The sequence below is a fragment of the Mycobacterium xenopi genome (assembly GCF_009936235.1).
Taxonomy (GTDB): Bacteria; Actinomycetota; Actinomycetes; order Mycobacteriales; family Mycobacteriaceae; genus Mycobacterium; species Mycobacterium xenopi.
The window spans coordinates 3566340-3591151 of the sequence record NZ_AP022314.1 but is presented as its reverse complement, the minus strand read 5'-3'; the positions used below and the strand labels follow the sequence as shown (position 1 = coordinate 3591151).

Sequence of the window (24812 nt, the reverse complement as noted above, 5' to 3'; positions counted from 1 at the left end):
CCCTCACCGGTAGGCCACCTCCTGGGCGCGGCGGCGGATGACGGTGACCTCGTCGCGTTGATTGCCGGTGGTGCCGTAGTAGTTGAAGGCGAACGACATTTGGGCGTAGCCGCCGATCATGTGGGTCGGTTTGATCACCAGCCGGGTCAGCGAGTTGTCGCCGCCGCCATGCCAACCCGACACCTCCGACTTCGGTGTCATCAGGTGGCGGTCCATGGCGTGGTACATAAACACCGTGCCCTGCGGCATGCGGTGGGTGACCACCGCCCGGCAGGCCACCACGCCGTTGCGGTTATAGGCCTCGATCCAGTCGTTGTCTTTGACGCCGATCGCGGCCGCATCCGCCGGGCTCATCCAGATCACCGGGCCGCCGCGGAACAGCCGCAGCATGTGCAAATTGTCTTGATACTCCGAGTGAATCGACCACTTGGAGTGCGGGGTGAGGTAGCGCACGGTGATCTCGGGCCGGCCGTCTTCGGAAAGTCCCTGGTGGCCGAAGTGGCGCGCATAGTTCAGCGGCGGGCGATACACCGGCAACCATTCGCCGTATTCGGCGATCCAGTCGTGGTCGAGGAAAAAGTGCATCCGCCCGGTCAGCGTGTGCCAGGGTTTCTTGCGTTCGACGTTGACCACGAACGGCGAGTAGCGCCGCCCACCGGTCTCGCTGCCCGACCATTCCGGTGAGGTGATCACCGAGCGCGGCTGAATCTGGGTGTCCTCGAAGGTGATGTGCTCGCCGGCCCGGCCCGCCGCCAAGTCGGCCAACCGCATCCCGGTGCGCTCCTCCAACGCCTGCCAGCCCTGCATCGCCACGGCGCCGTTGGTGGTGCCCGACAACGCCAGAATGGCCTCAGCCATGTAAACATCACGCGCCAGCGACGGGCGGCCGTCGGCGACCCCGCCGCGCACCGTGCCGTTACGGTGGGCCAAAAAATCAACAGCGGCAACAGGTTTCCAGGAAACGCTCTTCACCGGGGTGCCCGCCGTTTCCACCAGAGGGCCCAGCGCAGCCCATTTGTCGGCGACCGCGGCATAGTCGCGTTCCACACTGACCAGCTTCGGCATCGTCTTGCCCGGTATCGGCTCGCATTGCCCATAGCGCCAATCGCGCACCACACCGCGGGGCTGGGCCAACTCGTCGGCTGTGTCGTGCATCAGCGGCGCGGCGATCACGTCGGTGCGTGTGCCCAGATGCTTTGCGGCCAGCCGGGAGAAGTCGCGGGCAATGGTGGCGAACGCGTCGAAGTCGGTGCGAGCCTCCCACGGGGGCGGGATGGCCGGGTTGAACGAGTGCACGAACGGATGCATGTCGGTGGTAGAGATGTCGTACTTCTCATACCAGGTCGCCGCCGGCAACACGATATCGGAATACGTGCACGTGCTGGTCATCCGAAAGTCGATGGCCACCGCCAAATCGAGCTTGCCTTGCGGGGCCTCGTCGCGCCAGCGCACCTCGGCCGGGCGCAGGGCCTCGGGTGTTTCGTTCGCCCGCACCGCGTTATGAGTGCCCAGCAGATGGCGCATGAAATACTCCATGCCCTTACCCGACGAGCCCAGCAAATTGGCTCGCCACACCGTCAGCACCCGCGGGAAGTTCACCGGATTATCCGGATCCTCACCAGCGAAACACATTCGGCCAGAACGCAACTCGTCGATCACATAGTCGGCGACGCTCTTGCCGGCTGCGGCGGCGGCATCGGCCAAATCCAGCGGGTTGCGGTCGAACGTCGGAAACGACGGCGCCCAGCCCAGCCGCGCGGACTGGGCCAGCGCGTCGGCCATCGCCTTGCCCCGAAACAGGCCACGGCCCAGCGGGCTGGCCAACTCGTCGGCGCCGAACTGCTCGTAACGCCACTGGTCGGTGTGCAAGTAGAAGAACGACGTACCGGTCATCTGTCGGGTCGGCCGTTGCCAGTCCAGCGCGAACGCGACCTGCTGCCATCCGGTCAGCGGGCGCACCTTCTCTTGCCCGACATAGTGCGCCCAGCCGCCGCCGTTGACCCCCTGGCAGCCGCACAGCATCGTGAGCGTGAAGAACGTGCGGTAGATCTGGTCGGAGTGGAACCAGTGGTTGGTGCCCGCACCCATCGCGATCATCGACCGGCCTTTGGAAAGCTCTGCGCTGCGGGCGAATTCGCGGGCCACCCGGGCCGCCGCGGCGGCGGCACCGACGTGATCGCCTGCTGCCAGGCAGGGGTATACGGTTGCGACGCGTCGTCGTAGCCGGTGGGCCACTCGCCCGGCAAACCCGGGCGCGACACCGCGTAGTGGGCCATCAGCAAGTCGAACACCGTCGTCACCAGCTTCTCGCCCAACCGCAGCACCGGCACGCCGCGGCGGATCACGCCGCCACCCTCGGTCTTCCCGATGTCGAAGCGGGGCAAGTCGACCGCCACGGCCCGCTCGTGCCGGCCGTACAGGCTTAGCAGCGGATCCAGGTCACCGAGATCTAGATTCCACTTGCCAATGCCCGCATCGCTGTAATGATCGGCGATGGTCCCATTGGGCACGACCGGCTGCCCCGTCGCCGAGTCCACCAGCACCGTCCGGTGCACCGCGAGCTCATCGTCGTGACCCAGGTCGGCGGCGGTCAAAAACCGGTCCGGCACATAGGCCCCAGCGTGTTCGCGCAGGGTCACCAGGAAAGGCAGGTCGGTGTAGGTCTTCACATATTGCTCGAAATAGGGCACCTGCCGGTCGCGGAAGAACTCCGACAACACCACATGGCCCATCGCCATCGCCAGCGCGCCATCGGTGCCCGGCGCGCAGGCCAGCCAGTCATCGGCGAACTTGGTGTGATCCGAATAATCCGGGCTGACCACCACCACCTTCTGGCCGCGGTAGCGGGCCTCCACCATGAAATGCGCATCCGGGGTGCGGGTGATCGGCAGGTTGGTGCCCCAGATGATCAGATAGGCCGCGTTCCACCAATCACCGGACTCCGGCACATCGGTCTGATCGCCATACACCTGCGGTGACGCCAGCGGCATATCGGCATACCAGTCATAAAACGACAGGATCGTCCCACCGATCATCGACAAAAACCGGGTGCCCGCCGCATACGACACCTGCGACATCGCCGGGATCGGCGAAAAACCCACCACCCGGTCCGGCCCATAGGTCTTGATCGTGTGCACATGCGCGGCCGCGATCAGCTCGCTGACCTCATCCCACGTCGAGCGCAAAAACCCACCCTTGCCGCGTGCGCTCTTATAAGCCGCCGCGCGCTTCGGGTCGGCGGTGATCTCCGCCCACGCCTGCACCGGGTCGTCCAGCCGCGCGCGGGCCTCCCGCCACATCTGCAGCAGCGGCTGGCGCACATACGGATAACGCACCCGCGACGGCGAATAGGTATACCAAGAAAACGACGCCCCCCGCGGGCAGCCACGCGGCTCATACTCGGGGCTATCCGGCCCCACCGAGGGATAATCGGTCTCCTGGGTCTCCCAGGCGATAATGCCCTCCTTGACGAAAACCTTCCACGAACACGAGCCAGTGCAGTTCACCCCGTGGGTAGAACGCACCTCCTTGCCGTGCCGCCACCGGTCCCGATAAAACTCCTCCGCGCCGCGACCACCCCGGCGATGCACCTCGCGATGATCCGGCGTAGGCGTGCCCGGCGTAAAAAAACTGCGCCTTACGCAGCAGCGACTCCACCGGCTCCCCACCCGGCAGCAACGGCGCCAAATACCCCCGCGGCACGGGACGGGCGGCCGCACGCTCGACGCGCTCGCCCCCGGTTGAGGATCGGGTGCCGGGTTCTGCCGTGCCAACCACTTCGCTCCTCCTGATCCGTGCGCGCGCTTCCACGCGCGTGCCTTCCTGCGCCGGGCCGGAAAACCACCCGTCTTCGGCGGATCAGGTGATGCATCCTGGGCACGCCCGAGCTGAACACCGGGCGCCTCAGGCGTCGCATACGCCTCTTCGTCCGTCATACCACTAGTTACCGTGGTTACCAACGGTTGTTGGTTTGTTTTGGCGAAGAACCGACCAGGCCCGCCGGTCAGGCGTCATGCCGGGTCAAAGCGACCGCGACGGGGATCTCAAGCGCGCTGATAGTGATGGTTGGAGCCCGCGGCGGAGCCGTCGCGCGAGAGCGCCCACCAGTTGGCAAAATGAAGTCCGCTGTGCGCCTGCCGATTTCGTCGACAGCGGTGATGATCGGCCAGTCGCGTGAGCGGCCGTCGAACGGGGTATTCGCCTTGCGGCGCAGCGCGGCATACGCCGACACACCCGACGCGATGTCCGAACATAGGTTCGAACTACAGCGGCCGACCGCGAGCCCGGAACTCAGCGAAGTCAGCCGTGCGCTACCCGCAAGAGTTCCTCCAGCGTCGACAGCTTGACCCGCGGCCGCCCATGCGGCTCGCCGGCTGCTCGCTCGTATTGGTCGATGGCCTGCCAGTGCTCTGCGGTGACGAGTTTGGGTTGACGCGAGGCCAGCCATTCGGCGAGCTTGACGGCGTGGTCGTCACCGAAATCGGCCAGCCCCGTCTGCCTGGCAGCGGCCAGGTCGGCGAGCAGGGTGTCGACGGTGTCTTGGGAGTCCTTCTTGTTTGTGCCGATCACCCCGGTCGGGCCTCGCTTGATCCACCCGACGACGTATTCGTTGCGGCTGCCCTCCACTCGGCCATTGGTATTGGGGATGGTGCCGCTGCGCTCGTCGAACGGCAGCCCGGGGGTGGGTACACCGCGATAGCCCACGGAGCGCACCACCAACTGGACGGGCAACTCCTCGCGGGCGCCGGTGTCCTTGGCCACCACTCGCCCGCTCTCGTCGGTGACCAGCTCGTTGCGGCCGAGGACGATTCGCTCCACCTTTCCGTCGCCTTTGATTTCGATCGGAGATGTCAAGAATCGCAACACGATTCGGCGATGGCCGGGCCGCAGTGGGCGTGCGGCGTAGTCGCGGAGCACTTTGAGGTTCTGCTTGGCGGTCTTGCCCACCGCGGCCGCGTCGTCGTCGGTGATGCCTTCCAGCTGTGCCGGGTCGACGACCACGTCGACCCCCTCGAGGTCGCCCAGTTCGCGCAATTCCAGCGTGGTGAACGCCGTCTGCAGCGGACCGCGTCGACCGATGATGATCACTTCCTCCACACCACATGGCCGCAGGGATTCCAGTGCGTGGTCGGCGATATCGGTCAGCGCGAGCACGTCGGGGTCGGTCACCAAGATGCGGGCGACATCGAGCGCGACGTTGCCGTTGCCGACCACAACAGCCCGGCCGCAGGACAGATCAGGCGACCTGTCCTGGAAATGCGGGTGGGCGTTGTACCAACCCACGAAATCGACGGCGGCGATGCTGCCCGGGAGGTCCTCCCCGGGGATGTTCAGCGCCCGGTCGGATTGCGCGCCCACCGCATAGATCACGGCGTCATAGCGCTCGGCCAGTTCGGCGGCCTGAACGTGCTCGCCGACGACGACATTGCCGAAAAAGCGGAACCGTGGGTCTTCGGCGGTCTTTTCGAACTGCTTGCTGATCGACTTGATCTTCGGGTGGTCGGGGGCGACGCCCGAGCGCACCAGACCCCACGGCGTCGGCAACATTTCCAGCATGTCGACTGCTACCTCGATGTCCTCCGCCGAGTCGGCGGCCTTGAGCAGCGATGCCGCAGCGAAGAATCCCGACGGACCGGAGCCGACGATCGCGACGTGGTATGGGCGCATACACCCCGATGCTAAACGGCTGCCGCCACGTAGGCTCTGCTGGTCGTAGCGTTGGTTGAGTCGCCGGTAACGTGAGCAGCTGTGGACCCTGACCGTCAAGCCGACATCGCAGCGCTCGACTCCACGCTGACCACCGTGGAGCGGGTGGTCGACGTCGACGGTCTGCGCAGCCGGATCGAGAAGCTCGAGCACGAGGCATCCGATCCCAAATTGTGGGAAGACCAAACCCGTGCCCAGCAGGTGACCAGCGAGTTGTCACACGCCCAGGGCGAACTGCGGCGCGTCGAAGAGCTTCGCCGGCGCCTCGACGACCTGCCGGTGCTTTACGAGCTGGCCGAAGAAGAAGGCGGCGCTGACACGCTCGCCGAAGCCGACGCGGAGCTCAAGGCGCTGCGTGCCGACATCGAAGCGATGGAAGTGCGGACGCTGCTTTCCGGCGAATACGACGAACGTGAGGCGCTGGTCACCATCCGCTCCGGGGCGGGCGGGGTCGACGCCGCGGACTGGGCCGAGATGCTGATGCGTATGTACATCCGCTGGGCCGAACAGCACAACTACCCGGTCGAGGTGTTCGACACGTCGTATGCCGAAGAGGCCGGGATAAAGAGCGCGACCTTCGCCATCCACGCGCCCTACGCCTACGGGACCTTGTCGGTGGAACAAGGCACCCACCGGCTGGTTCGGCTCAGCCCGTTCGATAACCAGCACCGCCGGCAGACCTCGTTCGCCGAGGTCGAGGTGCTGCCGGTGGTGGAGACCACCGACCACATCGATATCCCGGAAGGCGATATTCGCGTCGACGTCTACCGCTCCAGCGGTCCGGGCGGGCAGTCGGTGAACACCACCGATTCGGCGGTTCGACTCACCCATCTGCCCACCGGTATCGTCGTGACCTGCCAGAACGAGAAGTCGCAGCTGCAGAACAAAATGTCGGCTTTGCGAGTGCTTCAGGCAAAGTTGTTGGAGCGCAAGCGCTTAGAGGAACGCGCTGAGCTCGACGCGCTCAAGGGCGACGGCGGCAGCTCCTGGGGGAACCAGATGCGGTCCTACGTTTTGCACCCCTACCAGATGGTCAAGGACCTACGCACCGACTACGAGGTCAGTAACCCGGCTGCCGTGCTGGACGGGGACATCGACGGATTCCTGGAAGCCGGAATCCGGTGGCGCAACAGACGAGGCGATGACTGATACCACGGTCGTGGCGGTAACCGAAACCTACCTGGCGCAACCCTGGCACGACTTGTGGCGCGGCGACCTACGGGACTGGATCCTCGACAAGGGGTTGCGCGTCGTCCTGTTGCTGATCGGCGCTGTACTGGCCGCCCGGTTCGTCAACTGGGCGGCGCGAAAAGTGACCGAGCGTCTCGACGTGGGGTTCACCGAGAGCGACGCGCTGGTGCGTTCGGAAGCGACCAAGCACCGCCAGGCCGTGGCCGCGGTGATTTCCTGGGTGGCGATCGTCCTCATCGCGGTGGCCGTCGCGGTCCAGATCGCCGATATCTTGCAGCTTTCGATACGTGGACTGGTGGCCCCGGCCACCGTGCTCGGCGCCGCGCTGGGTTTCGGCGCCCAGCAACTGGTCAAGGACTTGCTGGCCGGGTTCTTCATCATCGCCGAAAAACAGTACGGGTTCGGTGATCTCGTCGAACTCACGATTTTGGGCTCGTCGACGGACGCCGCGGGCACGGTCGAGAACGTCACGCTCAGGGTGACAAAATTGCGCTCGCCCGACGGCGAGGTCTTCACGGTGCCCAACGGTCAGATCGTCAAGTCGGTGAACCTGTCGAAGGACTGGGCCCGCGCGGTCGTCGACATCCCGGTGCCCACCAGCGCCGACCTCGGTCAAGTCAACGAAGTGTTGCGCCAGGAATGTGAACACGCCCGCGACGACGCCGTGCTGCGGGAGTTGTTGCTCGACGCGCCGACAGTAATGGGTGTGGAAAGCATCGGGGTCGACACCGTCACGCTGCGGCTGGTCGCCCGCACCTTGCCCGGCAAGCAGTTTCAGGCCGGCCGCGAACTACGGGTGCTGGTGGTGCGAGCGCTTGCGCGGGCCGGGATCGGCGCCGCCAATGAGACACCGGCGACGGTGGGCGCGATCGTCCACCCGGCCACGGCCGAAGGGGCCGAGGACAAGACGCAAGGGCAGGGCCGGTGAAGTTCGCCCTGCCGAGGAACTGGGACGTCGCCCTGAAGGCGCTGAAAGCTGGCGGCGCCGATGAAAGACGCTGGCCGGCATACCTATTTGGCGGTCACCTACGCACCTCCACGGCGGCCTTGGTCATTGCCTTCTTGGCGCTGTGGTGGGTTCACGACACGTATCGGCCGTCGTCGACTGCACCGACACAAGTGCCGGCCACCCAGGTGGTGCCGCCGGGCTACGTGCCCGACCCCAACTACACGTGGGTGCCGCGCAGCAGATTGCAACAGCCGCCGTCGACCGTCACGGTGACCGTGACTCCGACACCGACGACGACGCCAGCGACCACGACCACGCCGACGACCACGCCGACGACGGGCTCACCGCCGCCTCCGTTCGGCCCGCTGCCGCCGTTCGTGTTGCCGCCGCCGTTCGGCCCGCCGCCCCCGCCGCCGGCCCCTCCGCCCCCGCCGCCGGCCCCGGGCCCGGTGCCCGCCCCACCGTCGTGACCCGATGATCCGATGGGCTGCCCGGGCAAAACCCGCCGCTACACTGGCGTGCCGTGATGATCACCCTTGACCGCGTCAGCAAGCAGTACAAGTCGTCGGCGCGCCCCGCGCTGGACAACATCAACATCAAGATCGACAAGGGTGAGTTCGTCTTCCTCATCGGGCCCACCGGCTCGGGCAAGTCGACGGTCATGCGGCTGCTGCTGGCCGAGGAAAAACCCACCACCGGCGACATCCGGGTCTCGAAGTTTCACGTCAACGCGTTGCCGGGCCGCCACATCCCCAGCCTGCGGCAGGTGATCGGCTGCGTCTTCCAGGACTTCCGGCTGCTGCAGCAGAAGACGGTGTTCGAAAATGTCGCGTTCGCGTTAGAGGTCATCGGCAAGCGCCGGGAGATTATCAACCGCGTGGTGCCCGACGTGCTTGAGATGGTCGGGCTGTCCGGCAAGGCCAACCGGCTGCCGAGCGAGCTGTCTGGTGGCGAGCAGCAGCGGGTCGCGATCGCGCGCGCCTTCGTGAACCGGCCGCTGGTGTTGCTGGCCGACGAGCCCACCGGCAACCTGGACCCGGAAACCAGCAAGGACATCATGGATTTGCTGGAGCGCATCAACCGGACCGGGACCACCGTGCTGATGGCCACCCACGATCATCACATCGTCGACTCGATGCGTCAGCGAGTCGTCGAGTTGTCACTGGGCAGGTTGGTGCGAGACGAGCAGCGCGGCGTGTACGGGATGGATCGCTAAGTGCGATTCAGCTTTCTGTTCAACGAGGTTGTCACCGGTCTTCGCCGCAACGTGACCATGACAATCGCGATGATTTTAACCACTGCCATCTCCATCGGCTTGTTCGGCGGCGGGCTGCTCGTGGTCCGGTTGGCCGAGCATTCGCGCGCCATCTACCTGGATCGTGTCGAGACGCAGGTCTTCCTCAACAACGACGTTTCCGCGAACGACCCGACGTGCGACACTCAAGCGTGTAAGGCGTTGCGCGAGAGGATCGAAGCGCGCGACGACGTCAAATCGGTGCGATTCCTCAACCGCGATGACGCGTACCAGGACGCAATCCGAAAATTTCCTCAATACAAAGATGTCGCAGGCAAGGAGTCCTTCCCGGCGTCGTTTATTGTGAAGCTGGAGAATCCGGAGCAGCACAAGGACTTTGACGCTGCCATGCAAGGGCAGCCAGGTGTGCTGTCAGTCCTCAACCAGAAAGATCTGATCGACCGGCTGTTTGCCGTGCTGGACGGGTTGAGCAGTGCCGCGTTCGCGGTGGCTTTGGTGCAGGCGATCGGGGCAGTCTTATTGATTGCCAACATGGTTCAAGTCGCGGCGTATACCCGGCGCACCGAGGTCGGCATCATGAGGCTGGTCGGCGCCAGCCGCTGGTACACCCAGTTGCCCTTTCTGGTTGAGGCCATGGTAGCGGCGACGGTCGGCGTGGTGATCGCGGTGGTCGGGTTAATTGTGGTGCGCGCTTGGTTTTTGGACAGTGCGCTCAGCCAGTTTTATCAAGCCAACCTGATAGCGCGGATCGACTACGCCGACATCCTCTACATCTCACCGGTCCTGTTCTTGGTGGGTGTGGCGATGGCCGGTCTGACCGCGTACGCCACACTGCGGGTGTATGTGCGACGGTAACAGTGGCCAAGAAATCCGCACCGAAGGCGAGCGACGGTAGGCAGGTCGTCGCCACGAATCGTAAAGCCCGGCATAATTATTCAATCCTCGAAATGTTTGAGGCCGGGGTTGTGCTAGTCGGCACCGAGGTGAAGAGTCTGCGCGAGGGCCGCGCGTCCCTGGTCGACGCGTTCGCCACCGTCGACAACGGCGAAGTGTGGCTGCGCAACATGCATATCCCGGAGTATCACCACGGCAGCTGGACCAACCACGATCCGCGGCGCAACCGCAAGTTGTTGTTGCACCGCCGTCAGATCGACCACCTGGTGGGCAAGATCAGGGATGGTAACCTCGCGCTGGTGCCGCTGTCGGTGTACTTCTCCCACGGCAAAGTCAAAGTGGAACTCGCACTGGCGCGCGGCAAAAGAGCGCACGACAAACGACAGGACATGGCGCGCCGCGACGCGCAGCGAGAAGTGGTGCGAGAGTTGGGCCGACACGTCAAAGGCATGTGATGATCGGGGCCGCGTACGCTCAGCTGTCTGCGGTCGGCTTCGGCGTCAGCGACTTTGTCGGCGGTATCGCCTCACGACGGGTAGCCGCACTTCGCGTGGTGCTGGTGTCCTATCCGATCACGGGACTGCTCCTGGGTGTGGTGGCCGCAATCGTGGGCGGCCCAATCCACCCCGCCGCCGTGCTGTGGGGTGTGCTGGGTGGCCTCAGCCAGGGGCTCGCCGCGTGGTGGTTCTACGCAGCGCTCGGCTCTGGACCGATATCCGTGGTGTCTCCGCTGGCGGCGGTGCTCGATGCTGCGATTCCGGTCGGGATTGGGGTCGCGCTGGGTGAGCGGCCCGGGCATACCGCGTCGGCGGGCGTAGTCCTGGCGATGTTGGCTGTCACGTTGGTGAGCCGGGAGGCCACCGACGAGGACACCCGGCCGCATCGGTTCACCACCAAAGTGGCCTGGCTGACGATCGGCGCGGGAATCGCGTTCGGGCTCAACTTTGTGTTCATCCACCAAGCCCCGGCCGAATGCCGGCTGTGGCCGCTGGTGTTTGCCCGAGTGTCGGCGACCCTGCTGGTTCTCGTGGTGGCTGCGCTGACACGGCACCTGCGGCTTCCATCCGGCACACCGATGCGGCTGGCGGTCGCCGCGGCACTGTTAGACACCTGTGCAAATATCACGATGCTGCTGGCCCTGCACGGTTCGCTGTTATCCCTGGCCAGTGTCCTGATTTCGCTGTATCCGGCGGTGACCGTGGTGTTGGCCATCGTGGTGCTGCGGGAACGGGTGACCCGCTGGCAGGCGGTGGGCATGGTGATGGCCATGCTGTCGGTGGCGATGATTGCCGCCAGCTGACGGGACCGTGATCGCCTTTCCAGCCGGCCCGGCGCTCGCCCTGGCGTCAGCGATCGGGTTCGGGGCCAGCGACTTCGTCGGCGGTGTCGCGGCCCGGCGGGTGGCCGCCCTGCGGGTGGTATTGGTGTCCTACCCGACCGCGATGGTGCTGCTGGGCGCGCTGGCCGCCATTGTCGGCGGGCCGATCCGCGCCGGGGCACTGCTATGGGGCGCACTAGGCGGACTCAGCCAGGCCTGCGGCGCGTGGTGGCTGTACGCGGCGCTCGGTGCCGGGCCCATCTCGGTAGTTTCCCCGTTGGCCGCGATGCTGACCGCTGGCGTACCGGTCGTGGTCGGTGTTGCCTTGGGGGACCGGCCAGGTCTAGTGCCCGCAGTGGGCATCGGGTTGGCGCTGGTCGCGGTGGTGCTGCTCGGACGCGACACCGCCGACCGCGACGGCAGGCCGGACCGGTTCACCCTGACGGTGGCCTGGCTGACCATCGGGGCAGGGGTCGGGTTCGGGCTGAACTTCGTGCTGATCCATCAGGCGCCGGCCGAATCACGGCTCTGGCCGCTGCTGTTCGCGCGGATGGCGGCGACCGCACTGGTGATCGCCGTGGCGGCGCTAAGCCGCAATCTCCAGGTTCCGTCTGGGTCATCATTGCGGCTGGCGCTGATTGCGGCAGTGCTGGACGCCAGCGCCAACGTTGCCATGCTGCTCGCGCTGCACGCGGCATTGCTGTCGTTGGCGAGTGTCGTGATTTCGTTATATCCGGCGGCTACCGTCGTATTGGCGATCACCCTGCTGGGTGAGCGGGTCAACAGACCGCAAGCGGTGGGCTTGGTGCTGGCACTGTCGGCGGTGGCGATGATCGCCTCAGGCTGAGGCCATTTAGCATCAACGTCGTGACCCGCCCGCTCACTCAACTGGACAAGTCCGATGTGCTGCCCGGTCTATACGCGGCATGGGACGCTATCGACCGGCTGCTTGACGGACTGCCGGAGTCAGCGTGGGAGGCGCCGACACCGCTGCCCGGCTGGGGTGTGCGCGCCGTGGTGTCGCACCTGATCGGGACCGAGTCGATGCTGATGGGTGTCGCGACCCCCGCCGCCGACATCGACGTCACCGGCCTGGCACACGTCCGCAACGACATCGGTGCGATGAACGAGTGCTGGGTGCGTCACCTCAGCGGTGAATCCGGTGCCGCCCTGCGGCAGCGCTTCCTGGCAGTGACCAACGATCGTCGCAAGGTGCTCTCCGCGATGTCCGAGGACGACTGGAACGCAGTCACCCAGACACCGGCCGGTCCGGACAGCTACGGGCGGTTCATGCGGATCCGGGCCTTCGACTGCTGGATGCACGAGCACGACATCCGCGATGCGCTGGGCCGGCCGGCCGCCGATGACGAGCTCCGCGGGCCGGCGGCGCGGCTGGCGCTGGACGAGATGACGGCGAGCATGGGCTACGTCGTCGGCAAACTCGGCAAGGCCCCGGACGGGTCGCGGATCCAGATAGAACTGACCGGCCCGCTGGCGCGCACGATTCGCGTCGCAGTCGACGGGCGCGGCCAGGTGGTCGACGATTTCGGCGGGCTGGAGCCGACGGCGACGATCCGGCTCGACGGCATGCTGTTCACCAGGCTGGCCGGCGGGCGTATAGACAACACCGACGGTGTCGAACTCGGCGGTGACCGGCAGCTGGCAGCACGCATCATCGAGAACCTCAACTATGTGATCTGAGGCGCTGATGCGGTCGCCGCCGGAATGATTCTCGGGTGGCTGGTCGTTACATAAACTGCGTACCATTGATTGTCCTGCCGAAGGTCGGCAGGGATGCTCGAAGACATGGGGCTGAACGGTTTCGACTTCGCGCATCGAATCAAGGGAAGCGTGCCGGTGCAGGCAAGAGACCACCGTAAGCGTCGTTGCAACTAAATAAGCGCCGATTCACATCAGCGCGACTACGCTCTCGCTGCCTAAGCGACAGCTAGTCCGTCAGGCCGGGAGTTCCCTCGACCCGGATCCTGGCGTCAGCTAGAGGGATCCACCGATGGGTTCGGTCGCGGGACCCATCGGGACACCACACAGCGACTGGGATCGCCGTCCCGGCTAGTTCGCGAGACCGGGAGATCCGAGTAAGGGCAAAGCGAACTGCGCACGGAGAAGCCTTGAGGGTATGCCGTAGGACCCGGGTTCGATTCCCGGCAGCTCCACCAGAATTTGCCTCGTCAGAGGCGCGGAATCGGCTCGAATCGGAGCCATGTCAAAGCTGGCGTCAAGATTGGGGTGATCTTGACGCGGGTGCGCGCATGACGCAGCAGCGGACCCTCGCCCTCGAAGGCGGGATGGGAAGTTCGCCTACAAAAGCAGGGCCCGTTTATCGGAGACCACGGCGATCGGTGCTGGGCCGTGGCCGATGAGCTGCTCGGCGGCATCGACGATGCGTCTCACGCCACGGTCGTCGCGCAAGTCGTCGAGAACAGGGAACCGTTGGGGTTCAGCAAGGGCCAGTTGCAACGGAGTGTGTCGGCGCCACCGGACTGTAGGAGTGACTGGGACGGCTAGGCAGTATTTAGGTGCCGCTGTCTCCACGTTTCTAGGCCGGCGGGATATCAGGCCTCGCAGAGTTGCGTCCAGGGGCGTGGTGTATGAGCCGGTAGGGCCGGTGGGCGTGTCGTAGCGCGGTAGAGGGCGGTCATCGCGTGATCCTTCGAACGATCAGCAAAGTCAACCGAAGGAGAGCAACGCGATGACCTCACCACACCTTATCGACGCCGAGCAGCTGTTGGCCGACCAACTCGCCGAGGCCAGCCCGGACTTGCTGCGAGGGCTGCTGTCGGTGTTCATCCACGCCTTGATGGGCGCGGAAGCCGACGCCATCTGCGGGGCCGGCTACCGCCAGCGCAGCGATGAGCGGTCCAACAGCCGCAACGGCTACCGGCATCGTGATTTCGACACCCGCGCCGGCACCATCGATGTGGCCATTCCCAAGCTGCGTCAGGGCAGCTATTTCCCGGACTGGCTATTGGAGCGACGCAAACGCGCTGAGCGTGCCCTGACCAGCGTGGTGGCCACCTGCTATCTGCTGGGAGTGTCCACCCGGCGGATGGAACGCCTCGTTGAAACACTGGGTGTGACGAGGCTTTCCAAGTCGCAGGTGTCGATCATGGCCAAAGAACTCGATGAGCAGGTTGAGGCGTTTCGCACCCGCCCGCTTGACGCCGGCCCGTACACGTTCGTCGCCGCTGATGCCCTGGTGCTCAAAGTCCGCGAGAACGGCCGCGTCGTGGGCGTGCACACCCTGATTGCCACCGGCGTCAACGCCGAGGGCTACCGCGAGATCCTGGGTGTGCAGGTCAGCTCCGCCGAGGACGGGGCAGGCTGGCTGGCGTTCTTCCGCGACCTGGTCGCCCGCGGCCTGTCCGGGGTCGCGCTGGTCACCAGCGACGCCCACCCCGGCCTGGTCGCCGCGATCGGGGCCACCTTGCCCGGAGCGGCCTGGCAGCGCTGCCGCACCCATTACGCGAACAACCTGATGGCGGCCACCCCGAAGTCCTCCTGGCCGTGGGTGCGCACTCTGCTGCACTCGGTCTTCGACCAGCCCGACGCCGAATCGGTTGTTGCCCAATACGATCGAGTCCTCGACGCATTGTCGGACAAGCTCCCCAAAGTGGCCGAACACCTCGACGCAGCCCGCCCGGATCTGTTGGCGTTCACCGCTTTTCCCAAACAGATCTGGCGCCAAATCTGGAGCAACAATCCCCAGGAACGGCTCAACAAAGAAATCAGGCGCAGGACCGACGTCGTGGGCATCTTCCCCGACCGGGCCTCGATCATCCGCCTCGTCGGTGCCGTGCTGGCCGAACAACACGACGAATGGATCGAAGGACGACGCTACCTGGGCCTTGACGTGCTCACCCGCGCCCGCACAGCACTGACCAGCACCGACGAGCCCGCCGGACAGCAAACCAACACCACCCCAGCCCTGACCGCCTAGACTGCCACCCGAAGGGTCACGCGATCGAACGAACTCTTACACCACGTCACTGGGCTTGGCCCCTCGCAGACTTCAGATCGGGCCTGCAAGTGCGCTTCCTCGCCGGGCGGAACGCCGGCCGGCGGCAAGTGCGGCGAAAGTATCTGTGGCCGTGGATGTTCACGCCTTGATTGATTCCCACGTTGATCTTGGGCGCGGTGTTGGCTGTCGGCGGGGAGCACCGCAGCAGCGGCCGCTTCGACCGCGCGCAAGATGTCGGCGTCGGTCTCGTACGTCGTGACGACCAGGACCCGGGTCTGCGGCAGCGCCGCGAGTATCCGCCACGTCGCCGTCACGCCATCGACTTCTGGGATCCGCAGTCAACCCCGGTCCCCGCGAGCTAACACCAGACATCGGGACCCACCACCCATTATGCCCACGATGGGAAAATGGGATACTCTGGGGCTATGGTCGAGCCGACGATCATCGAGACCGACAGCCGAAGTCGCGCCGTTCTCCCCGGCCGCCCCAACCAGCGCTACCTCATGAGAGAAAACGAGGACGGCAGCATCCTCCTGCAACCTGCCCGCGTCGTCACCGACGCACAACACGAATACGACTCCAACCCAGAGCTACGCGAGCTCCTCTCACGCGCAGCCGCCTCCCCGACCGTCCGCCGGGCACGTAAACGTCGTACATGAATTTCGAAGGCGACTATTCACAAATCGCTGATGCCCAACTCGATGCCCTAGAACAGGGGCCAGACGCAGACCTCTACAACGCTGTACTCGACGCGATCGAACTTATCTTTCGAGCACCGGGACAAGCGCAAGCGCTTTCCACCGCGATAACCACCAGCGGCGGCATCCGGATGAGGCTGCCCGTGGCCGGGCATCCTCCCTACAAAGTCTTTTGGTCCACAACCGGCCCGCGAATCGAAGCCATCTTCCCGCACCGATAACCATCCGGGGACACGGCTAAACGCGTCATTGGGGACATCGACAGATCCGCGCCACTAAGAAAACTCCGTCGCGGCTCATCCGCGTCACCCCGACGTGCCCGCCGCAACTTCGGCGGCGCAAACGCGCTGCGCACCCTCGACTGCTACGTCGTGGGTCCGGTGCGTGAAGTCACGCATTCTCTTGGGCCAAGCCCGGAGGCGTGGCGTAGGAGTTCGCTCGATCGCGTGACCCTTCGGCAACTTCGGGATGGCCATCTCGAAGGTGCCCACGCGGGTATCGAAATCACGCAGGTGATACCGATTGCGGGCATTCGTGCGCTGCTCGCTGCGGTCGTTGAAGCTCCGGTATACCACCTCCCTGAACGCAACTGGCTTCTTCGGCCTGGGCCCAGCGCTGCCAGCTGGTCGCGAGTGGTGGCCCGTTGAGTGTCGCGCAGGCTGTAGTCCTGGCCGACGTGAAACCCCGTGGCGCTTGGCCTCATAGACTCCACCCAAAAGGGCCGCTAACGAGCGGCTCTTCTTCGTTCAGGTCGGTGGTGGCCGAACCGGTCAGCTGTCGTCGTCGGCGCATAACAGTGCGTGGATGACGCCAGTGCCGTCGAAACGGAATTCATGCGCCGGGCGCCGTAGCGGCTCGATCGTGCTATCCGGGTGGACGACGACTCCACCGCCGGAGGGGATTCCGAGGCCGGTGGCCGCTCCCTCGAGCGACCGAATTGTGCGCGACAGCCGCGCCCACTCGGCTCGCTCATCGTGCGTGTCGATGACCACTGGCACGAGATTGAACACATCGAGCAGCTCGGTCGCACCTGCTGGCTTTGCCTCGACGATCCCATAGCGCCCGAGCTGGACCGCGCCGGCCGAAACGCCCACCAGGACCGCGCCCTGTGCGTACCGGTCCAGGATCACGTCTTTCATCCCAGTTTTCTCGAACGTGTTCCAGCCACGGCGCACATCGCCGCCGGCGAGGACGACCAGCTGGGCCCGCTTCAGGAAGTCGCGGTCGTCGGGGCCGAACGACGAATCGATCATGCGGCGGTTGGCGATTGCAATCGCGTCGACCGCCGCCTCGAAAATCCCATAAAACTCCGGACGGTCGCCGTTGGAGGCACCGATGTAGGCCGCCCTGGGTGCGCTGTCGCCAGCCAATCCTTCAATGGCCGTCTCTAGGAGTAGTCGGCCTTGCCGCTTCCAGAACAGCAGCTGACTGTCCGCGAGCAAATAGAGGGGCTGAAATGACATCAGACCCCGCTCAGCTTGCTAATCGTCTGAATTTCGGTGTCCCGGTAGGGTCGTCCGTCGGGTTGGAGCAGGTCTTGAAACCAGAGCTTCGGAACCGCCGTGTACGGATGATCCCAAGAGTCCCAGGGAAAGTAGGTCTGCGTTTTCCCGGCGACTAAACCCCAATTGATTGCACTAACGTTGTGCCGCTTCGCAAGTGGCAGCACTCCATCAACGGTACTGCCGAAATTTCGCGCAAGGTACTCGGTGCAGAGGGTCGGCCGCCCCAATGGGGACAGCTCGGCGATCCGGGCCTCGAAGGCAGCTGGTTCGCCATAGCAGTGGAAGGTGATCACGTCCGAATTCTCCAGTTGGATGTTCGCTATTTCGCTGCGGCGCTGGCGATCTCCCCATTCGCCGGTCCAGACGCCACTCGTCAACGGCTGAGAGGGATCGACCGAACGCGCCCAGCCGAACGCCAGGGAGAGCAGGTCGGCCACACGCTCCTGCTTGTCTTTCCTTTCGACCTTGCGATACGCGCGCGCGGGATTGTCGGGCTCATTCCACAGGTCCCAACCCAAAATGCGGTCGTCGGTACGGAATTGGTTCAGCACGCCCGTGACATAGTTGAGCAGAGTGCGACGGTAGTCGAGGTCATCGAGGCGTTCAGCACCTGGGCTCTGCACCCAACCGGAGTTGTGGACGCCAGGCTTCGGTGCGCGTTGCCGCCCCGGTTTGGGGAACGGATCCCAACATGAGTCGAACAAGACAAAGAGTGGTTTGATGCGGTGGCGCGCCGCGATGCCGACAAACTGCGCGAGACGTTTTTGGAAGCCTCGTTGATCTTGGGCCCAGAGCTGATCGTGCAGGAAGACCCGCACAGCGTTGAGCCCGTGCATCTGGGCCCAGCCGAGCTCGGTATCGATGCGCCGCGGGTCGAAGGTGTCGGCCTGAAACATCTCGAGCTGGTTGATGGCGTTAGAGGTGATGTAGTTGGCGCCGACCAGCCAACCTTGCGCTTGGTACCAGCGGTTGGCGCGGTCGGGCGACCATCGGCTCTGCTCTGCAGCGGCGCGGGGGATACGGGTCAGCGTCGGTCCCGCCAGCAGCAGCAGCGGTAGCTTCAATGCCGTTCGACGCCTCACGAAATGACGATAAGTCGCCGAGCGAAGGACGAGCACGTGGGAGCCCGCCGACGGGCGATCCGGCAATAACCAGCGCATTTAAGCGTAAAAACGCAAGCATAACGGCTTGACGGAGGCTATGTAACGCTGCAGACTTCGTTATGCATGGATTTTTAGTCATAAGAGGCAAGGTGGCTGGTCCAAGGCGGACGCGGCGGCGTTCGGAAGCGACTATGCCCGATGTTGCACGCATAGGCCAGGTCTTCGCCGAGCGCAGGATCGCTTTGCGCCTCACTCAGCAGACGCTGGCCGACCTCGCCGGAGTGTCCCGTTCGACCATCCAGGCGTTGGAGCGGGGGAGCGGCTCGATCAAATTCCGTTCAGTCATCGAAATTGCCGAAGTTCTGGGGATGCATATCGATATGAGCGCGGTGTCTGAATGACTACACCAACAGCGCTTGACCTACGCGATGTTGCCGAAGCCGACGTGTACCTCGATGACGACATGCGAGAGTCCGTGACCGATCGGTGTCGTAGTCGCTGCTGCGCACGGAGCACTACCCAAGTGGTTACTATCGGTGGCGCGGTTCCAGCGTTCTTCGCGGGGCTCCTTCCCGAGGGCGTCCGGCTGGGTGTGGTGATCTCATCGACAAAGACCTCAGCCGACGATCACCTGACACTGCTGTTGGCGATCGGCGCGGACACCGTCGGCAATGTCGGCGTGGTGCCCTCCGGCGCTAATCGTGTTCGGCGCTGCCGATGTTCGACCTGAGTGCGACACCGACTTTCGGGCCGTGCTCAACAAACTCGTGGATTCGGTTGACGCAGATCCTGTGGGTTTGGCGGGAGTTCAGCCGAAAGTGAGTACTGCGACGATTTCGGCCCCGACGCAGACCCGCTCGGAGCTGGCGATCGTCAAGCTCAATCCCGCGCAGTATCCGTTGTCGGTTGAGAATGAGCACTTCTCTACGTCGATGGGCGCGGCATGTGGGTTACGAGTTGCGGCAATGTGTTTGCTCCGTGACGCTGATGGTCGGAGTGCATTGTTGGTGAACCTATTCGACCGCGACGGACTCAGGCGTATCGCTCAGGAAGATGCATGCCAACTTGCCGACATCTATCCGGCTTCCAAATACCGCATCAAAAGCCGAGACCGCTATCGGCACCTTGTCCGAGGCATGTGCCCGCGGCGGCGGATCCTGGGCGGGGCCCGCACTGGAATTGCTCAAAACCCTTGTGTTCTCTTGGATTATCGGCAATGGCGACCTGCACGGGAAGAATCTTTCGATCTACAACCCCGACGGCGTTTGGCCGCCTAGTTCGGTGGTGGTGGTTGGGGTTGGAAGGGGTCGTACCACCACCAGTCGGCGCGTTCGCCGGTGGGCCCGGGGTACGGTGGGACGGCGGGCGGGGGACGTTTGGGTGGGCGGGCGAGCGATGCTCCGCTGAGCGGTCGCCCGTCGCTGTCGGTGACGACGAGATTATCGGCGGGTCCGGTGATGGTGATCTCGCCGCGATGGTGTAAACGATGATGGTAGGGGCAGACCAGCACCAGGTTGGATAATTCGGTGGGCCCGCCGTCTTCCCAGTGGATTATGTGGTGGGCGTGCAGGCCGCGGGTGGCCTCGCAGCCGGGGACTGCACAGGTGGGGTGGCGGTGCTCGAGGGCGCGGCGCAGTCGCCGGTTGATCAGCCGCGTGGCGCGGCCGGCGCCGATGGGCTCGCCGGCCCGTTCGAACCACACTTCACAGAGGGCATCACAGGTCAGATATTGGCGTTCGGCGTCGGACAGCAGCGGACCTAGATGCAGCGCGGCGGCGCGCCGTTCTATGTCGAGGTGCAGCACCACGGTGGTGTGCTGGCCGTGGGGCCGGCGGGTCGCTTCGGCGTCCCAGCCCGTCTCGACCAGGCGCATAAACGCATCGATCGTGCTCGGCAGCGGGGGACAATTCTCTGACCCGCGCTCGCCGTGGTCGTGTTTCCACTCGGCGATCAGCGCATCGAGGTGAGAGGCCAGGGCGGCGTCGAACGTGGCCGCCTCGTCGTGGGGAAGTCTGATGCGCCAGCAGCTGCCCTCGTCGCTGGTGGTTTTGCTGATTGAGCGCTGCGGTTCGGGCCGAGACTCGGGTTGGGGTCGCGGTTCGAGCCGCACCGCGGTGCGCAACTGGTTGACCGTGGCCACCGCCGCCAACTGCGCATAGTGCTCGTCAGAGCCCGCAGCGGCCCCCGCGGCGATGACCCCGACCTGATCCAGCGACAGCCGGCCCTCGGCCATGCCCGCCGCGCAGCGGGGAAACTCTTCTAGCCGGCGCGCCACGGTGGTGATGGTGTGGGCGTTGGTCGACGACAAGCCGAGCTTCCAGGCCACCAGCGCCGCCACCGAGCGCGCACCGGTGGCGCCGCACAGCTCGTCGCGATCCAGCTCGGCGACGATCTGCACAATGCGCCCATCAATGGCGTTGCGCTGACCGGCCAACTCCGCCAACTCCTCGAACAACACCTCAAGACGCTCGGCAGGACTCAACCCGGTGGCAGCAGGCGCAGCGGTCGACGACATACCGTCATCATCGCAGTGGGGTCTGACATTTAGCCTCTGTGTGAGTCCACGGGCAGGTCCGAGGGTCCGACTGGGACACGTGGTGATCCCTGAAGTTTGAGCGGCCTCCCGTGGACTTCGGTGTCTGGTCGTGCGGTGTCCTTGTTCGGGAACTTGGAGCCAGCCGGTGGGTGTGGACTCCTGCTTAGAGAATGTCTGGGCCGTGGCCGCGGCGCTCAGTCACCTGGTGGTCTGAAAGAGCCAGTGGCAGAAGGGTTTTACAGTGACATTGACGTTGGGGATCGACGTTGCGGTTCGGGCTGCGCATCAAGCGACGCTGTCCCGTGACGGCAAGACGGTGTGGCGGGGTCGTAAGTTCATGACCCGCACCGAGGAGCTGGAGCGGGTGTGGGCCGATGCGGGTGTCGAGGATCCGGCTGAGCTGCGCCTTCGGCTGTCATCAAGTTGATCTCTCGCCACTCGGCGTCGAAGCCCTCGCGCGATGACCCTCTCCCGACGTGGGTGACGACCACTCCGAGGTTGCTCAGCCGATGCACAGCCTCGATGTAGAACACGATGTCATGGCCGATGTCCCAGCCGGCGCGGAGGTATTCGCCCATGTCGCCAGGCGCGAACGCTGCTGCCCGCCGGTGATCGACGGTGACTAAATCCGATGTTGTGGGCGGTATTTCATGCCGGTTGATTGCCGCGTAGGCTTGCGTGGTCATCGACCACATGTGCGCATGGGCGGCTGCTTCGCCGGCGAGGTACAACCGCCGGCTTGCCGCGTTTTCCAAGTGCGGTGCCGATCGCGTGCTCAGCTCGTCGAAGCGGGCGAGCGCGGCGTCGAGGTCGGCCTCGTCGAATAGCTCGGTTCGGTTGAAGCGGTCGCCGTCGACCATCTTCGAAGCGGAGCCGTTTCTCGGTCACGTCGGTGAGATCGGGATGCAGCAGCTTTACGGCGACCACCCGCCGCAGACGACGGTCCCACGCTTTCGCGGACCTCCGCCATGCCGCCGCGGCCCAGGATGCCTCGCAGCTCGTAGCGGCCCCCAATGACCTCGCCGGCCTCCACCGATAAAACGCTAGACCCTCGAAAGAGGCGCAAGGCCCAGAACGCGGCACGCTCTGGCACGGTGGATTAGCCCGCGGCAGCTAGCTCGGGTCCTGGGTTAGTTGAAGACACCGTTACGGTTGGGGATGGAGGTAACCACCCGCGGAACAAGAGACGGCAGATCAACCGATGTCCGAACAGATCGAGACCACCGCGCCGGATGCCACCCGCGTCGGCTCACGCATTGATCCGGTTCTCGCCAGGAGCTGGTTATTGGTCAACGGCGCGCACCCCGACCGGTTCGACGACGCCGCGCGGTCCACCGCCGACATCGTCGTGCTCGACATCGAGGATGCGGTCGCTCCGAAGGACAAGGCTGCCGCCCGCGACAATGTTGTGCGCTGGCTCGGCGCCGGAAACAGCGACTGGGTGCGCATCAATGGCTTCGGCACCCCGTGGTGGGCCGACGATCTAGCCATGCTCGCGGGCACCTCGGTCGGCGGGGTGATGCTGGCGATGGTCGAATCCGTCGACCATGTCACCGAGACAGCCAAACGCGTACCGAATGTGCCGATTGTGGCGCTGGTGGAAACGGCACGGGGTCTCGAACGCATCACCGAGATCGCTGCGGCCAAGGGCACTTTCCGGCTCGCCTTCGGCATCGGCGATTTCCGTCGTGACACCGGTTTCGGAGAAGACACCGCCACCCTGGCTTACGCGCGGTCACGGTTCACGATCGCCGCCAAGGCGGCCAACCTGCCCAGCGCGATCGACGGGCCGACCATCGGCTCCAACCCGCTGAAGCTGATCGAAGCTACGGCTGTCTCCGCGGAATTCGGGATGACCGGCAAGATCTGCCTTACGCCGGACCAATGTCCTGTGGTGAACGAGGGGCTGTCGCCGTCACAGGATGAGATTGCTTGGGCGAAAGAATTCCTCGCTGAGTTCGAACGCGATGGGGGAGAAATCCGCAACGGATCTGACCTGCCGCGCTTCGCGAGGGCCACCAAGATCCTCGAACTGGCTCGTGCCTACGGCATCAAGATTTCTCACTTTGACGACGAACCGGTTCACATGCCCGCCCCGTCTGACACGTACCACTACTGACCGCTGCTAGCGCCGGCCCCACGTCGCCGGACGCTTCTCAAGGAAGGCGCACATCCCTTCTTGAGCGTCGTCGGCGCGGGCGTTCATTGCCATGACGGCCTTCGTGAGGTCATAGGCCCGGCGTTCGTCGAGCTCGATCTGGGCGTGGAACGCTTCCTTGCCAAGCCTCACGGTCAGTGGACTCGACGCCACGATCGTCCCGACGATGGCGCCGAGCTCGTGTTCGAGCTCTCCCGCGGGAACGACGCGGTTCACCCAGGCCCAATCGAGCGCGGTCTCGGCATTATCGGCTGGCCGGTGAGCAACATCTCCAGGGCACGCTTGCGGCCGATTGCGCGCGACAACGGCACCATCGGAGTCGAAAAGAAGAGGCCGATCTTGACTCCTGGGGTGGCGAAACGGGCATGCTCTGCGGCGACGCAGGTCGTACGCGGCAACGAGCTGACAGCCGGCCGCGGTAGCCATTCCCTCGACTTTGGCGACCACCGGTTGGGGTAGGCGGTGGATGGTTCCCATCAGTTCGGTGCAGACATCGAACAGCCGCTGGTAGAACGGGACGTCGCGTGCGTTACCGGGGCCGGTTGAGTATGAGCCGCGCCACCGACTCGCCGGCGCGCACCAGGACGGGCGTATCCGCCGCGAGCCCGCTCACGGCTCTTCTAATAACCGCAGCGGATGCAGACCATCGACCGCGCCGACGAACGGCGGGTGGATGCTGTAGCCGAGCATGCGGCGAATGTCATCGGAGACACTCCGGGCAATCTCGCGCGGCACCGAGAGGGTATAGGCCTCCATCGGGCGCAGCCACGGTTGGCAGTACTGAGCGGTGACGGCAAGGCGGTCGCGGCTCGTGGTGTTGGCCCCGCCGCCATGCCAAAGGGTGCCGACGAAGAAAACGCACGAGCCGGCGGGCATAACGACGGGTAGCCGCTGATCGTGTGGCCCCGGCCGACGCCTACCCCAGCGGTGGCTGCCGGGTACGACCACGGTGGCGCCGTTGTCGGCGGTGAAGTCGTCGATCGCCCAAATCGTCGCGGCCGCCAGCGGCGCCCGTGGACGCGGGATCGGGTAAAACCCGTCGTCGTGGTGCAGCAGCTGGGCGGACTCTCCGGGCTGAATGTTGATGACCTGTAATGCCGAGAGCAGGTAGTTCGGCATGAGCAACCGGTCGAGCACCGCCAGCACCCGCGGATGGTCGACAAGCCGGTCGCACACGCGGGTCCTGCTCAGCACGCTGTAGATGCGCTGCGTGCGCCGCCCCTCGAACGAGTTGCGTCCCGGATACCTCAGCCAGCGACGCACAACCTCACGGATATGCCGGCATTCCTCGGCGCTGAGCAGGTTCTCCCAAATGACGTAGCCGTCACGGTCGAGGGCCGCCATGTCGGCGTCGACGATGGCGCCGTCGACCGAGCTTCCGCTGCTTGGTGTCCACTTGTACCGGCCCGCTAGATCGCCCCGGAGGTCTTCCAGCGTCGTGACGGACTCGTCGTCGGTGCTCATGTGAACGTCCTTACCTGCTTTCACCACACAGTAGGCCGAGTCTGAGTCAATCCCCA

General features: G+C 65.0%; 23 protein-coding genes, 1 other RNA gene and 5 pseudogenes. 18 read left to right on the top strand and 11 right to left on the bottom strand.

From position 1 onward, the window contains the following. Positions 1-3: 3 nt before the first annotated feature. Positions 4-3668 (bottom strand): annotated as a pseudogene (locus MYXE_RS17005) (nitrate reductase subunit alpha). 631 nt (positions 3669-4299) lie between these two features. Next, the gene (locus MYXE_RS17000; RefSeq protein ID WP_085193286.1) at positions 4300-5667 is read right to left on the bottom strand and encodes an FAD-dependent oxidoreductase; all 1368 of its coding nucleotides are present in this window, start codon (positions 5665-5667) and stop codon (positions 4300-4302) included. A gap of 81 nt (positions 5668-5748) precedes the next feature. On the opposite strand from MYXE_RS17000, the gene prfB reads away from it, so the two are divergent. From prfB to MYXE_RS16945, 11 genes are all read left to right on the top strand, one after another. Then, complete coding sequence (gene prfB, locus MYXE_RS16995) at positions 5749-6855, top strand: peptide chain release factor 2 (RefSeq protein ID WP_003920702.1); 1107 nt, start codon at positions 5749-5751, stop codon at positions 6853-6855. Continuing rightward, entirely contained in the window at positions 6848-7825 is a 978-nt protein-coding gene (locus MYXE_RS16990; protein WP_003920701.1) for a mechanosensitive ion channel family protein, read from the top strand. Before prfB ends, MYXE_RS16990 begins: the two co-directional genes overlap by 8 nt. A gap of 8 nt (positions 7826-7833) precedes the next feature. Beyond that, entirely contained in the window at positions 7834-8316 is a 483-nt protein-coding gene (locus MYXE_RS16985) for a hypothetical protein (RefSeq protein WP_415624491.1), read from the top strand. A gap of 56 nt (positions 8317-8372) precedes the next feature. Beyond that, entirely contained in the window at positions 8373-9062 is a 690-nt protein-coding gene (ftsE, locus tag MYXE_RS16980) for a cell division ATP-binding protein FtsE (RefSeq protein ID WP_003919047.1), read from the top strand. Then, a complete protein-coding gene (gene ftsX / locus MYXE_RS16975) occupies positions 9063-9956 on the top strand; it encodes a permease-like cell division protein FtsX (RefSeq protein WP_003919046.1) in 894 nt (297 codons plus the stop codon). 2 nt (positions 9957-9958) lie between these two features. Next, positions 9959-10450: an SsrA-binding protein SmpB gene (smpB, locus tag MYXE_RS16970; protein ID WP_039889465.1), complete on the top strand. Its 492-nt coding sequence runs from the start codon at positions 9959-9961 to the stop codon at positions 10448-10450. Next, positions 10450-11295 (top strand): DMT family transporter, encoded by an 846-nt coding sequence (locus MYXE_RS16965; RefSeq protein WP_003919044.1) that lies wholly within the window; start codon positions 10450-10452, stop codon positions 11293-11295. The genes smpB and MYXE_RS16965 overlap by 1 nt, the downstream gene beginning before the upstream one ends. A gap of 7 nt (positions 11296-11302) precedes the next feature. Continuing rightward, the gene (locus MYXE_RS16960; RefSeq protein WP_003919043.1) at positions 11303-12160 is read left to right on the top strand and encodes a DMT family transporter; all 858 of its coding nucleotides are present in this window, start codon (positions 11303-11305) and stop codon (positions 12158-12160) included. 11 nt (positions 12161-12171) lie between these two features. Beyond that, positions 12172-13014, top strand: coding sequence for a maleylpyruvate isomerase family mycothiol-dependent enzyme (locus tag MYXE_RS16955; protein ID WP_039889464.1), 843 nt, complete (start codon positions 12172-12174; stop codon positions 13012-13014). Between the two features lie 107 nt (positions 13015-13121). After that, positions 13122-13490, top strand: a transfer-messenger RNA (tmRNA) gene (ssrA, locus tag MYXE_RS16950). A gap of 533 nt (positions 13491-14023) precedes the next feature. After that, positions 14024-15271 (top strand): IS256 family transposase, encoded by a 1248-nt coding sequence (locus MYXE_RS16945; RefSeq protein ID WP_112649957.1) that lies wholly within the window; start codon positions 14024-14026, stop codon positions 15269-15271. A 194-nt stretch (positions 15272-15465) separates the two neighbouring features. Here MYXE_RS16945 and MYXE_RS24665 read toward each other — a convergent pair. Then, positions 15466-15630: pseudogene (locus tag MYXE_RS24665) on the bottom strand (DNA-binding response regulator); the annotation flags it as partial. An 87-nt stretch (positions 15631-15717) separates the two neighbouring features. Between MYXE_RS24665 and MYXE_RS16935 the strand changes: the two are divergent. After that, on the top strand, positions 15718-15951 hold the full coding sequence (locus tag MYXE_RS16935; RefSeq protein WP_085194032.1) for a hypothetical protein: 234 nt from the start codon (positions 15718-15720) through the stop codon (positions 15949-15951). Continuing rightward, the gene (locus MYXE_RS16930) at positions 15948-16211 is read left to right on the top strand and encodes a hypothetical protein (protein ID WP_085194028.1); all 264 of its coding nucleotides are present in this window, start codon (positions 15948-15950) and stop codon (positions 16209-16211) included. Before MYXE_RS16935 ends, MYXE_RS16930 begins: the two co-directional genes overlap by 4 nt. Positions 16212-16439: 228 nt before the next feature. On the opposite strand, the pseudogene MYXE_RS16925 reads toward MYXE_RS16930, so the two are convergent. The 3 genes and pseudogenes from MYXE_RS16925 to MYXE_RS16915 all read right to left on the bottom strand — a co-directional run. After that, positions 16440-16541: pseudogene (locus MYXE_RS16925) on the bottom strand (transposase); the annotation flags it as partial. 219 nt (positions 16542-16760) lie between these two features. After that, complete coding sequence (locus tag MYXE_RS16920) at positions 16761-17453, bottom strand: Type 1 glutamine amidotransferase-like domain-containing protein (RefSeq protein ID WP_085194026.1); 693 nt, start codon at positions 17451-17453, stop codon at positions 16761-16763. Then, a complete protein-coding gene (locus tag MYXE_RS16915; RefSeq protein WP_085194030.1) occupies positions 17453-18577 on the bottom strand; it encodes a glycoside hydrolase 5 family protein in 1125 nt (374 codons plus the stop codon). The genes MYXE_RS16920 and MYXE_RS16915 overlap by 1 nt, the downstream gene beginning before the upstream one ends. A 212-nt stretch (positions 18578-18789) precedes the next feature. On the opposite strand from MYXE_RS16915, the gene MYXE_RS16910 reads away from it, so the two are divergent. Genes MYXE_RS16910 through MYXE_RS16905 form a run of 3 tightly spaced genes read left to right on the top strand, consistent with a single transcriptional unit; the run spans position 18790 to position 19875 of the window. Continuing rightward, the gene (locus tag MYXE_RS16910) at positions 18790-18999 is read left to right on the top strand and encodes a helix-turn-helix domain-containing protein (protein ID WP_085194024.1); all 210 of its coding nucleotides are present in this window, start codon (positions 18790-18792) and stop codon (positions 18997-18999) included. Further along, positions 18996-19328, top strand: a complete 333-nt coding sequence (locus tag MYXE_RS24660) for a HipA N-terminal domain-containing protein (protein WP_232061636.1) — start codon at positions 18996-18998, stop codon at positions 19326-19328. Before MYXE_RS16910 ends, MYXE_RS24660 begins: the two co-directional genes overlap by 4 nt. Next, on the top strand, positions 19270-19875 hold the full coding sequence (locus MYXE_RS16905) for a HipA domain-containing protein (protein ID WP_232061635.1): 606 nt from the start codon (positions 19270-19272) through the stop codon (positions 19873-19875). Before MYXE_RS24660 ends, MYXE_RS16905 begins: the two co-directional genes overlap by 59 nt. Here the strand turns inward: MYXE_RS16905 and MYXE_RS16900 are convergent. Then, complete coding sequence (locus MYXE_RS16900) at positions 19872-21113, bottom strand: HNH endonuclease signature motif containing protein (protein ID WP_112650165.1); 1242 nt, start codon at positions 21111-21113, stop codon at positions 19872-19874. The genes MYXE_RS16905 and MYXE_RS16900 overlap by 4 nt on opposite strands. A 262-nt stretch (positions 21114-21375) precedes the next feature. On the opposite strand from MYXE_RS16900, the pseudogene MYXE_RS24655 reads away from it, so the two are divergent. Beyond that, a pseudogene (locus MYXE_RS24655) lies at positions 21376-21537 on the top strand (IS110 family RNA-guided transposase); the annotation flags it as partial. Here the strand turns inward: MYXE_RS24655 and MYXE_RS23620 are convergent. Further along, a complete protein-coding gene (locus MYXE_RS23620) occupies positions 21470-21994 on the bottom strand; it encodes a hypothetical protein (RefSeq protein WP_003922227.1) in 525 nt (174 codons plus the stop codon). The pseudogene MYXE_RS24655 and the gene MYXE_RS23620 overlap by 68 nt on opposite strands. A 1-nt stretch (position 21995) precedes the next feature. Continuing rightward, positions 21996-22167: pseudogene (locus MYXE_RS24650) on the bottom strand (serine/threonine protein kinase); the annotation flags it as partial. Positions 22168-22335: 168 nt separating this feature from the next. Here MYXE_RS24650 and MYXE_RS16880 point away from each other — a divergent pair. After that, the gene (locus MYXE_RS16880) at positions 22336-23253 is read left to right on the top strand and encodes an HpcH/HpaI aldolase/citrate lyase family protein (RefSeq protein ID WP_003922226.1); all 918 of its coding nucleotides are present in this window, start codon (positions 22336-22338) and stop codon (positions 23251-23253) included. Between the two features lie 6 nt (positions 23254-23259). Here MYXE_RS16880 and MYXE_RS24030 read toward each other — a convergent pair whose 3' ends face one another. After that, positions 23260-23508, bottom strand: a complete 249-nt coding sequence (locus MYXE_RS24030; RefSeq protein WP_003922225.1) for an enoyl-CoA hydratase-related protein — start codon at positions 23506-23508, stop codon at positions 23260-23262. A gap of 393 nt (positions 23509-23901) precedes the next feature. Further along, entirely contained in the window at positions 23902-24756 is an 855-nt protein-coding gene (locus MYXE_RS16870; RefSeq protein ID WP_039890966.1) for a phytanoyl-CoA dioxygenase family protein, read from the bottom strand. Positions 24757-24812 lie beyond the last annotated feature (56 nt).